The organism is Cronobacter dublinensis subsp. dublinensis LMG 23823, from assembly GCF_001277235.1.
GTDB classification, from domain to species: Bacteria; Pseudomonadota; Gammaproteobacteria; order Enterobacterales; family Enterobacteriaceae; genus Cronobacter; species Cronobacter dublinensis.
This window is the reverse complement of sequence record NZ_CP012266.1, coordinates 4,017,997-4,029,425: the sequence shown is the minus strand read 5'-3', so window position 1 is coordinate 4,029,425 and position 11,429 is coordinate 4,017,997. Positions and strand designations below refer to the sequence as shown.

Here is an 11,429-nt window from a genome sequence, read left to right as displayed (position 1 = left end):
CAAAGAAGTCTGGCGTGTTGAGAGACGATTCAGCTTGTGACGGATAAACGTTCATGGCGTAAGCGGTGGACGAACAGAATTTGCCTGGCGGCTGTAGCGCGGTGGTCCCACCTGACCCCATGCCGAACTCAGAAGTGAAACGCCGTAGCGCCGATGGTAGTGTGGGGCCTCCCCATGCGAGAGTAGGGAACTGCCAGTCATCAAATAAAGAACCCCTCAGCGATGCTGAGGGGTTTTTGCTTTCTGGGTACCAGACAACAGCATCAGCCCCGCCTTTTCCCCTCCCCATAACCCGCAACTCTGCGTCCGCTGCGCGATATCCCTTTCACCCTTCAGATCGCTATTCTATTCCCGTGAAACATTTTCACCTTATGCTGGCATGCTCGACATTCACGCCATTCCTGGTTATTGTTGGCTGTCTGGATGTCTAAACGTATAAACGTGTGTTATGAGGTAAGGTTATGCCGATTCGGGTGCCTGATGAGTTGCCAGCCGTAAATTTTTTGCGTCAGGAAAATGTTTTCGTGATGACCACATCACGCGCCAGCGTGCAGGAAATCCGCCCGCTGAAGGTGTTGATCCTCAATCTGATGCCGAAGAAAATCGAAACGGAAAATCAGTTCCTGCGGCTTCTCTCCAACTCGCCGTTGCAGGTCGATATCCGCCTGCTGCGCATCGACAGCCGCGAGTCACGCAACACGCCCGCAGAGCATCTCAACAACTTCTACTGTAACTTCGAAGATATCTGCAACGACAACTATGACGGCTTAATCGTCACCGGCGCCCCGCTGGGCCTGGTGGAGTTCAACGATGTCGCCTACTGGCCCCAGATCAAGCAGGTGCTGGAATGGGCGAAAGAGCACGTCACCTCAACGCTTTTTGTCTGTTGGGCCGTGCAGGCCGCACTGAACATCCTGTATGGCATCCCTAAACAGACGCGGCAGGAGAAAATCTCCGGCGTCTACGAGCATCACATCACGCAGCCGCACGCCCTGCTGACCAAAGGCTTTGACGACTCCTTCCTTGCTCCACATTCACGCTATGCGGATTTCCCGTCGGCGCTGATCCGCGACTACACCGATCTCGATATCCTTGCTGAGTCAGAAGAAGGCGATGCTTACCTGTTCGCCAGTAAAGACAAGCGCATCGCGTTTGTCACCGGCCACCCTGAATATGACGCCCTGACGCTCGCCGGCGAATATTTCCGTGACGTTGAAGCGGGTCTTTCGCCATGCGTACCCTATAACTATTTCCCGGATGACGATCCCACAAAAACGCCGCGCGCCACCTGGCGCAGCCACGGTAACCTGCTCTTTACCAACTGGCTCAACTATTACGTTTATCAGATAACCCCATACGATCTGCGGCATATGAACCCTACGCTCGAATAAAATTCCACGTACGCGATCCTTAAGCGTTTCAGCACGCTCCATAAGGCACCTTCGGGTGCCTTTCTTTATTTTTGAAAATCACTTCACTCTTAATCATTACTTTATTTTCATGAAATTCAATTACTTATTGAGTTTTTTTTGTAAAAATGGAAATTGTTTTTGATTTTGAAATTAGATTGAGTAGTCTTAATGATGCTGTACGAAATCTGAACGTGACAGATCGCGTACGCCAGCAATGAGGAATCTTTTGGATCAAAACCGAGGAGCGCTGCTATGAATCAACAGGCTATTACCGCAGAACTGGCGTTCAGCCAGCCCTTTGGCGAGCAGGAACGACAGATCCTGACGCCAGAAGCCGTCGAGTTTCTTACTGAACTGGTGGCCCGTTTTACGCCGCAGCGCAACAGCCTGCTCGCGGCGCGCCAGCAGGTGCAGCATGATATCGACAGCGGCAAGCTGCCAGATTTCCTTTTGGAAACGGCTTCCATAAGAGGTGGTGACTGGAAAATTCGCGGTATTCCTGACGATCTGCTCGACCGTCGCGTCGAGATAACAGGCCCGGTCGATCGCAAAATGGTGATCAACGCGCTCAATGCCAACGTCAAAGTGTTTATGGCCGATTTTGAGGATTCACTGGCGCCTGCCTGGAGCAAAGTGATTGAAGGTCAGGTTAACCTGCGCGATGCGATAAAAGGCACCATCACCTGGACCAACGAGGCAGGTAAAATTTACCAGCTCAAGCCCGACCCGGCGGTTCTGGTCTGCCGCGTGCGTGGCCTGCATCTGCCGGAAAAACATGTTACCTGGCGTGACGAGCCGATCCCCGGCAGCCTCTTTGACTTCGCGCTCTATTTCTTCCACAACCATAAAAATCTGCTGGCCAAAGGCAGCGGCCCTTACTTCTACTTGCCGAAAACTCAGTCCTGGCGTGAAGCCGCCTGGTGGAGCGAGGTGTTCAGCTATGCCGAAGACCGCTTCAGCCTGCCGCGCGGCACCATCAAAGCCACCCTGCTTATCGAGACGCTGCCTGCGGTTTTCCAGATGGACGAAATCCTGCACGCGCTGCGCGACCATATCGTCGGGCTCAACTGCGGCCGCTGGGATTACATCTTCAGCTATATCAAAACCCTCAAAAATCATCCGGATCGTGTCCTGCCGGACAGACAATCCGTGACGATGGACAAACCCTTCCTGAACGCGTATTCGCGGCTGCTGATTAAAACCTGCCATCGCCGCGGCGCGTTCGCAATGGGCGGCATGGCGGCATTCATTCCCAGCAAAGAGAGCGAGCGCAACACCTGGGTGCTCAACAAAGTGAAGGCGGATAAAGAGCTCGAAGCCGCCAACGGTCATGACGGCACCTGGATTGCGCACCCGGGTCTCGGCGATACGGTCATGGCCGTGTTCGACCGCGCCCTCGGCGAGCATAAAAATCAGCTGCATGTGCTGCGCGACGATGATGCGCCCATTACCGCAGAACAACTCCTTGAGCCGTGCCCCGGCGAGCGCACTGAAGAGGGCATGCGCGCCAATATCCGCGTGGCGGTGCAATACATCGAAGCCTGGATCTCCGGCAACGGCTGCGTGCCGATTTATGGCCTGATGGAAGATGCCGCGACGGCGGAGATCTCGCGCACCTCCATCTGGCAGTGGATCCATCATCAGAAAACGCTCAGCAATGGCAGACAGGTCACAAAAGACTTGTTCCGCCAGATGCTCGCCGAAGAGATGTTGGTCATTCAGGAAGAGCTGGGCGAGCAGCGCTACAGCCACGGCCGCTTTGATGAAGCCGCCCGCCTGATGGAACAAATCACCACCTCTGATGAACTGATCGACTTCCTGACGCTGCCTGGCTATCGCCTGCTGGCCTGAACCTACACCATAACAAAACGGAGCATCTGCCATGAAAACGACTCGTACCCAACAAATTCAGCAGTTAGAGCAGGAATGGACACACCCGCGCTGGGAAGGCATTCGTCGTCCTTACAGCGCGCAGGACGTGGTGAAATTACGCGGTTCGGTTAACCCGGAATGTACGCTGGCGCAGCTCGGCGCGGCCCGGATGTGGCGTCTGCTGCACGGCGAGTCAAAAAAAGGTTACGTCAACAGTCTCGGCGCGCTGACCGGCGGCCAGGCGCTGCAGCAGGCGAAGGCAGGGATCGAGGCGGTCTATCTTTCCGGCTGGCAGGTGGCGGCGGACGCTAACCTTGCGGCCAGCATGTACCCGGATCAATCGCTCTATCCGGCTAACTCGGTTCCGGCAGTGGTGGAGCGGATCAACAATACCTTCCGTCGCGCCGATCAGATCCAGTGGGCGGCGGGCATTGAGCCGGGCGATCCGCGCTATGTCGACTATTTCCTGCCGATCGTGGCCGATGCCGAGGCGGGGTTTGGCGGCGTACTTAATGCGTTCGAGTTAATGAAGGCCATGATTGAAGCCGGCGCGGCGGCGGTGCATTTTGAAGATCAGCTCGCCTCAGTGAAAAAGTGCGGCCATATGGGCGGCAAAGTGCTGGTGCCGACGCAGGAGGCTATCCAGAAGCTGGTGGCGGCACGCCTGGCGGCCGACGTGATGGGCGTACCGACGCTGCTTATTGCGCGCACCGATGCCGACGCGGCAGATCTCATCACCTCCGACTGCGATCCGTATGACAGCGAATTTATTACTGGCGAGCGCACCAGCGAGGGCTTCTTCCGCACCCGCGCAGGTGTCGAGCAGGCCATCAGCCGCGGACTCGCCTACGCGCCTTATGCGGATCTCGTGTGGTGCGAAACCTCCACGCCGGATCTCGACCAGGCCCGTCGCTTCGCCGAAGCCATCCATGCGCGCTTCCCTGGTAAACTGCTGGCTTACAACTGCTCGCCGTCTTTCAACTGGAAGAAAAAGCTCGATGACAAAACCATCGCGTCTTTCCAGGAGGAGCTGTCGGCGATGGGTTACAAATACCAGTTCATCACGCTCGCAGGCATCCACAGCATGTGGTTCAACATGTTCGATCTCGCCCACGCCTACGCGCAGGGCGAAGGGATGAAGCATTACGTCGAGAAAGTGCAGCAGCCGGAGTTCGCCGCAGGTAAAGAGGGCTACACCTTCGTCTCGCACCAGCAGGAAGTGGGCACTGGCTATTTCGACAACGTGACGACCATCATTCAGGGCGGCGCGTCGTCCGTCACGGCGCTGACAGGCTCGACCGAAGAAGCGCAGTTCTGACGACGCGATGGCGGGGGGCGCTAACGCTGACCCGCCTTACGTTCCACGATGGCGCGCTGTCGTTTTGTGGCACTGTAGGGCGGGTAAGCGAAGCGCACCCACCATTGAATAATGGCGCATATCGCTCACAGTCACCGGCTGACGCCTTTCCACTTTCACACACGGAGCCTGCCTATGCCGTCGCGTGGACTCGAACTCCTCATCGCTCAGACCATCCTGCAAGGGTTTGACGCGCAATATGGCCGCTTTCTGGAGATCACGGCGGGTGCGCAGCATCGCTTCGAGCAGGCCGACTGGCACGCCGTCCAGCAGGCGATGAAAAGCCGCATCCATCTCTACGATCATCACGTCGGGCTGGTGGTGGAGCAACTGCGCTGCATCATGGAAGGAAAGGCTACCGATGCGGACTTTCTGCTGCGCGTAAAGCGCCACTACACCGATCTTCTTCCCGACTACCCGCGCTTTGAAATAGCCGAAAGCTTTTTCAATTCGGTCTACTGCCGACTGTACGACCACCGCTCCCTGACGCCGGAGCGGCTCTTTATTTTCAGTTCTCAACCGGAGCGACGTTTTCGCACCATCGCGCGCCCGCTCGCCAAAACGTTTTTCCCGGAACAGGGCTGGCAACCGTTGCTCGCCACCTTGCTTGGCGATCTGCCGCTGCGTCTGCCGTGGCAGGATTTAGCGCGCGACATTCGCTACATCATCGCGCATCTCGGTGAGACGCTCGGCCCGACGCGACTCGCACAGGCGCATCTGGAAGTAGCCAACGAACTGTTTTACCGCAACAAAGCTGCCTGGCTGGTGGGTAAACTGCGCCTGCCCGACGCCACGCTGCCTTTCCTGCTGCCGATTCATCGCAGCGACGACGGCGAACTCTTCGTCGACACCTGCCTCACCGGCAGTGCCGGAGCCAGTATCGTCTTCGGCTTCGCCCGCTCCTATTTCATGGTCTATGCGCCGCTGCCCGCCGCGCTCGTCGAGTGGCTGCGTGAAATCCTGCCGGGTAAAACCACGGCGGAGCTCTACATGGCGATTGGCTGTCAGAAACACGCCAAAACCGAAAGCTATCGCGAATACCTTTACTACCTGCGCCATGCCGACGAACAGTTCATTGAAGCGCCCGGCATTCGCGGCATGGTGATGCTGGTCTTCACACTGCCGGGGTTCGACCGGGTGTTTAAAGTCATCAAAGACCGTTTCGCCCCGCAGAAGGAGATGAGCGAAGCGCACGTGCGCGCCTGCTATCAGCTGGTTAAAGAGCACGACCGCGTCGGGCGCATGGCGGACACCCAGGAATTTGAGAATTTCGTTATCGAAAAACGGCGAATCAGCCCGGCGCTGATGGCGTTGCTGCAACAGGAGGTCGGGCAGAAACTCACCGACATGGGCGACGCCATTTCCATCAGCCATCTTTATATTGAGCGGCGAATGGTGCCGCTCAACCTCTGGCTTGAGCAGGCGACCGGCCAGCAGTTGCGCGACGCCATCGAAGAATATGGCAACGCTATCCGCCAGCTCGCCGCCGCCAATATCTTCCCCGGCGATATGCTGTTTAAAAACTTCGGCGTCACACGCCACGGACGGGTCGTTTTCTACGACTATGACGAGATTTGCTACATGACCGAGGTGAACTTTCGCGATATCCCGCCGCCGCGCTACCCGGAAGACGAGCTCAGCGCCGAGCCCTGGTACAGCGTCGCCCCCGGCGACGTCTTCCCGGAAGAGTTTCGCCACTGGCTCTGCGCCGATCCGAAAATCGGTCCGCTGTTTGAAGAGATGCACAGCGACCTGTTCAGCGCCAGCTACTGGCGCGCGCTACAGACGCGCATTCGTGAAGGGCATGTGGAGGATGTGTATGCGTACCGCCGAAGGCAACGGTTCTGTGTTCGCTGGCCAGGTCCGAGCGCCGACCTGGAGAGTCTCATTTCCGGGCTGACGCCCTCGACGGTGAGCGAAGGGTAGAAGTAAAACAGGCCGGATGCGCAGCCGCTCCGGCCTTTTTGTATAACACGTTGACCGCTTTAACGAATACCGCCATAAGCCAGCGTAACTTCTTTTGCCGCCCGGATAACCAGCGCGCCCAGCTCCGTCACGCGATCGTCGGTCATGCGTGAAATGGGCCCGGAAATGGAGATCGCAGCGAACGCCTCGCGGTGCTCGTCATAAATACAGGCCGCCACGCAGCGCAGGCCGAGCGCGTGCTCTTCATCGTCAAAGGAGTAGCCGCGCTTGCGCGTCTGGGCGAGATCGTCTTTCAGGTGCGCGGGCGCGACCAGCGTTGCATGCGTATAGGCTTTCAGCCCCTGACGGTGCAGCAGCGCCGAGACCTCTTCATCACCGAGCTGCGACAAAAACGCTTTGCCGGCGCCGGAGGCGTGCATCGGCAGCTTGCCGCCAATCGGCGCGGACATACGCATCAGCTGATTACACTGCACCTGGTCGATAATAATCGCCTGATGATCGCTCTTATCGAGCACGGCCAGGTTCACGGTTTCGCCGGAATCTTCCATCAGCGTGCGCAGAATCGGATGAACAATCGCCAGCAGGTTACGGCTTTGCAGAAAACTGCTGCCGATAATAAACGCGTGCGCGCCAATCGCCCAGTGGCCTAAATCGCCGACCTGGCGCACAAAACCCAGCTGCTGCATGGTGGTCAGCAGACGATGCGTGGTGGAGTTCGGCAAACCAGCCTGTTGCGCCAGTTCGGTCAGCGCCACGCTGCCCTGCGATTCGGCGATCCACTCCAGCAGTTTCAGGCCGCGCGTGAGCGACTGCACCTGGCCCGTTGCCTGCGGCGCGGCGGCAGCGGTGGCGTTACGGGGCTTTTTGCCACGTTTGGCGGGTACGGCAGCGACCATAGCGGCCTCCTTTTCTGTATCGTGGAAATCATTTTCGTTTTATTTGGCGATAATGCAACCGCCAGGCAACTCATCGGATCAGTCAATAATGAACATGTCTCAAGTTACCGCCGCGCGCCTTTCCCGCCCGATCGCTTTATGCCAGTATGGTTTGCTGGCCTTTCCGGCCTGGGTTGAGTCGAGTATCAGGAGCATATGTGAGTAGCAAAACTGAACAGCTGCACCGGCAACTAGCTGAACGCATTATGGTGCTGGACGGCGGTATGGGCACCATGATCCAGAGCTATCGTCTGGATGAAGAAGATTTCCGCGGCGCGCGTTTTGCCGACTGGCCGTGCGATCTTAAAGGCAACAACGATCTGCTGGTGCTCACAAAGCCTGACATCATCGCGGCTATTCACTACGCCTACTTCGAAGCGGGCGCCGATATTATCGAAACTAACACCTTCAACTCGACGACCATCGCGATGGCCGATTACCAGATGGAATCGCTGTCGGCGGAAATCAACCTGGAGGCCGCGAAACTTGCCCGCGCCTGTGCCGACGAATGGACGGCGCGGACGCCGGAAAAACCGCGCTATGTAGCCGGTGTGTTAGGGCCCACTAACCGCACAGCGTCTATTTCTCCTGATGTTAACGATCCGGCCTTTCGAAATGTCACCTTTGACCAGCTGGTGGACGCCTACCGCGAATCCACGCGCGCGCTGATCGAAGGCGGCTCGGATCTTATCCTTATCGAAACCGTGTTCGACACGCTCAACGCCAAGGCCGCGATTTTCGCCGTGAAAGCGGAGTTCGAGGCGCTCGGCGTCGAGCTGCCCGTCATGATTTCCGGCACTATTACCGACGCCTCGGGCCGCACGCTGTCGGGCCAGACCACCGAGGCGTTTTACAACTCGCTGCGTCACGCCGACGCGCTGACGTTTGGCCTTAACTGCGCGCTGGGCCCGGATGAGCTGCGCCAGTACGTGGCCGAGCTGTCGCGCATCGCCGAATGCTACGTCACCGCGCACCCCAACGCCGGGCTGCCGAACGCCTTTGGCGAATATGATTTAGATGCCGACGTCATGGCCGCGCAGATCCGCGAGTGGGCGGAGTCGGGCTTTTTAAATATCGTCGGCGGCTGCTGCGGCACCACGCCGGAACATATCGCGGCCATGTGCCGCGCGGTGGACGGCGTGCCGCCGCGCAAACTTCCGGCCGTGCCGGTCGCCTGCCGCCTGGCGGGCCTTGAGCCGCTCAATATCGGCGACGATTCGCTGTTTGTGAACGTCGGCGAGCGCACCAACGTCACCGGCTCCGCTAAATTCAAGCGACTTATCAAAGAAGAGAAATACAGCGAGGCGCTGGACGTGGCGCGCCAGCAGGTCGAGAGCGGCGCGCAGATTATCGATATCAACATGGATGAGGGGATGCTCGACGCCGAAGCGGCGATGGTGCGTTTCCTCAATCTCATTGCCGGCGAGCCGGACATCGCCCGCGTGCCCATTATGATCGACTCCTCGAAATGGGACGTTATCGAAAAAGGGCTGAAGTGCATTCAGGGCAAGGGCATCGTTAACTCCATTTCGATGAAAGAGGGCGTTGAAACGTTCGTACATCACGCAAAACTGGTGCGGCGCTACGGCGCGGCAGTCGTGGTGATGGCGTTTGACGAAGTGGGCCAGGCTGACACCCGCGAGCGCAAAATCGAAATTTGCCGCCGGGCGTACAAAATTCTCACTGAAGAGGTGGGCTTCCCGCCGGAAGATATTATCTTCGACCCGAACATTTTCGCGGTCGCAACAGGCATCGACGAGCACAACAACTACGCGCAGGACTTTATCGGCGCGTGTGAAGACATTAAACGCGAGCTGCCGCACGCCCTGATCTCCGGCGGCGTCTCGAACGTGTCGTTCTCGTTTCGCGGCAACGATCCGGTGCGCGAAGCCATTCACGCCGTGTTCCTCTACTACGCTATCCGCAACGGCATGGACATGGGCATCGTGAACGCCGGGCAGCTCGCGATTTACGACGACCTTCCGGCCGAGCTGCGCGACGCGGTCGAGGACGTGATCCTCAACCGGCGCGCTGACGGCACCGAGCGGCTGCTGGCGCTGGCCGAAAAATACCGCGGCAGTAAAAGCGATGCGGCGGCTGACACCCAGCAGGCCGAATGGCGCTCGTGGGACGTGAAAAAGCGTCTCGAATATTCTCTGGTGAAAGGCATCACCGAATTTATCGAACAGGATACCGAAGAGGCGCGCCAGCAGGCCGCACGCCCGATTGAGGTTATTGAAGGGCCGCTGATGGACGGCATGAATGTCGTCGGCGATCTCTTCGGCGAAGGCAAAATGTTCCTGCCGCAGGTGGTGAAATCCGCGCGCGTAATGAAGCAGGCGGTGGCGTACCTGGAGCCCTATATTCAGGCGAGCAAAGAGGTCGGCAAGAGCAACGGCAAAATCGTGCTCGCGACCGTAAAAGGCGACGTGCATGACATCGGCAAAAACATCGTCGGCGTGGTGCTCCAGTGCAACAACTACGAGATTATCGATCTCGGTGTGATGGTGCCGACCGATAAAATCCTCAAAACCGCGCGCGAAGAGCACGCCGATATTATCGGGCTTTCCGGGCTGATTACGCCGTCGCTCGATGAGATGGTTAACGTGGCGAAAGAGATGGAGCGCCAGGGCTTTACGCTGCCGCTGCTGATTGGCGGCGCTACCACCTCCAAAGCGCATACGGCGGTTAAAATCGAGCAGAACTACAGCGGGCCGACCGTCTATGTGCAGAACGCCTCGCGCACCGTGGGCGTGGTCTCCTCGCTGCTCTCCGACACGCTGCGTAACGACTTTGTGGCGCGCACCCGTAAAGAGTATGAAACCGTGCGTATTCAGCATGCGCGTAAAAAGCCGCGCACGCCGCCGGTGACGATCGCCGCCGCGCGCGAGAACGATCTGGCGTTCGACTGGGAGAGCTACACGCCGCCCGCAGCGCATCGTCTGGGCGTTGAAGAGGTGGTCGCCAGCATTGAAACGCTGCGTAACTACATCGACTGGACGCCGTTCTTTATGACCTGGTCGCTGGCCGGGAAATACCCGCGCATTCTTGAAGATGAGATTGTGGGCGAAGAGGCGCAGCGGCTGTTTAAAGACGCCAATGAGATGCTCGACGCGCTGAGCGCCAATAAATCGCTCACGCCGCGCGGCGTGGTGGGGCTCTTCCCGGCGAACCGCGTTGGCGACGATATCGAAATCTACCGTGACGAGACGCGCACGCATGTATTGTCAGTGAGCCATCACTTACGTCAGCAGACCGAGAAAGTGGGCTTTGCGAACTATTGTCTGGCGGATTTCGTGGCGCCGAAGCACAGCGGCAAAGCTGATTACCTCGGCGCGTTTGCCGTCACCGGCGGGCTGGAAGAGGACGCGCTGGCGGAAGCCTTCGATGCACAGCACGATGATTACAACAAAATCATGGTGAAAGCGGTGGCGGACCGTCTGGCGGAGGCGTTCGCCGAGTACCTGCATGAGCGCGTGCGTAAAGTGCTGTGGGGTTATGCGCCGTATGAGAACCTCAGCAATGAAGAGCTTATCCGCGAAAATTACCAGGGTATCCGCCCGGCGCCGGGTTACCCCGCGTGTCCGGAGCACACCGAAAAAGCGGCTATCTGGCAATTGCTTGATGTGGAAAACCGCATCGGCATGAAGCTCACCGAATCCTATGCCATGTGGCCTGGCGCGTCGGTATCCGGCTGGTATTTCAGCCACCCGGAGAGCAAATATTTCGCCGTGGCGCAAATCCAGCGTGACCAGGTGGAGGATTACGCGCAGCGCAAAGGCATGAGCGTAAGTGACGTAGAACGGTGGCTGGCGGCGAACCTCGGCTACGACGCCGAGTAGTTTCACCCTTCTGGCCTGGCTTCGCCGCCGACGGCCAGACGCTTGCTTCTGTACGCCGGTGGGTGCGCTGCGCTTACCCATCCTG

The 11,429-nt window shown here is 58.3% G+C and carries 6 protein-coding genes and 1 rRNA gene; 6 read left to right on the top strand and 1 reads right to left on the bottom strand.

What is annotated here, in order from left to right; all coding sequences use genetic code 11:
* Nucleotides 1–83 precede the first annotated feature (83 nt).
* The 5 genes from rrf (at nucleotide 84) to aceK (ending at nucleotide 6,567) form a co-directional block, all read left to right on the top strand.
* Nucleotides 84–199: ribosomal RNA gene (rrf, locus tag AFK67_RS18610) — 5S ribosomal RNA — on the top strand.
* Between the two features lie 262 nt (nucleotides 200–461).
* Entirely contained in the window at nucleotides 462–1,391 is a 930-nt protein-coding gene (metA, locus tag AFK67_RS18605; protein ID WP_032966194.1) for a homoserine O-acetyltransferase MetA, read from the top strand.
* A gap of 273 nt (nucleotides 1,392–1,664) precedes the next feature.
* Nucleotides 1,665–3,263, top strand: coding sequence for a malate synthase A (gene aceB, locus AFK67_RS18600; RefSeq protein WP_007709131.1), 1,599 nt, complete (start codon nucleotides 1,665–1,667; stop codon nucleotides 3,261–3,263).
* 31 nt (nucleotides 3,264–3,294) lie between these two features.
* Entirely contained in the window at nucleotides 3,295–4,602 is a 1,308-nt protein-coding gene (gene aceA, locus AFK67_RS18595; protein WP_007709133.1) for an isocitrate lyase, read from the top strand.
* A gap of 174 nt (nucleotides 4,603–4,776) precedes the next feature.
* Complete coding sequence (gene aceK, locus AFK67_RS18590) at nucleotides 4,777–6,567, top strand: bifunctional isocitrate dehydrogenase kinase/phosphatase (protein ID WP_007709135.1); 1,791 nt, start codon at nucleotides 4,777–4,779, stop codon at nucleotides 6,565–6,567.
* Between the two features lie 59 nt (nucleotides 6,568–6,626).
* Here the strand turns inward: aceK and iclR are convergent, their stop codons facing one another.
* A complete protein-coding gene (gene iclR / locus AFK67_RS18585; RefSeq protein ID WP_007709137.1) occupies nucleotides 6,627–7,463 on the bottom strand; it encodes a glyoxylate bypass operon transcriptional repressor IclR in 837 nt (278 codons plus the stop codon).
* 197 nt (nucleotides 7,464–7,660) lie between these two features.
* On the opposite strand from iclR, the gene metH reads away from it, so the two are divergent.
* Nucleotides 7,661–11,344, top strand: coding sequence for a methionine synthase (metH, locus tag AFK67_RS18580; RefSeq protein ID WP_038884591.1), 3,684 nt, complete (start codon nucleotides 7,661–7,663; stop codon nucleotides 11,342–11,344).
* Nucleotides 11,345–11,429: the final 85 nt, after the last annotated feature.

Coding starts and splice junctions, on each gene's coding strand:
- metA (WP_032966194.1), top strand. CDS start 462: ATGCCGATTCGGGTGCCTGATGAGTTGCCAGCCGTAAATTTTTTGCGT.
- aceB (WP_007709131.1), top strand. CDS start 1,665: ATGAATCAACAGGCTATTACCGCAGAACTGGCGTTCAGCCAGCCCTTT.
- aceA (WP_007709133.1), top strand. CDS start 3,295: ATGAAAACGACTCGTACCCAACAAATTCAGCAGTTAGAGCAGGAATGG.
- aceK (WP_007709135.1), top strand. CDS start 4,777: ATGCCGTCGCGTGGACTCGAACTCCTCATCGCTCAGACCATCCTGCAA.
- iclR (WP_007709137.1), bottom strand. CDS start 7,463: ATGGTCGCTGCCGTACCCGCCAAACGTGGCAAAAAGCCCCGTAACGCC.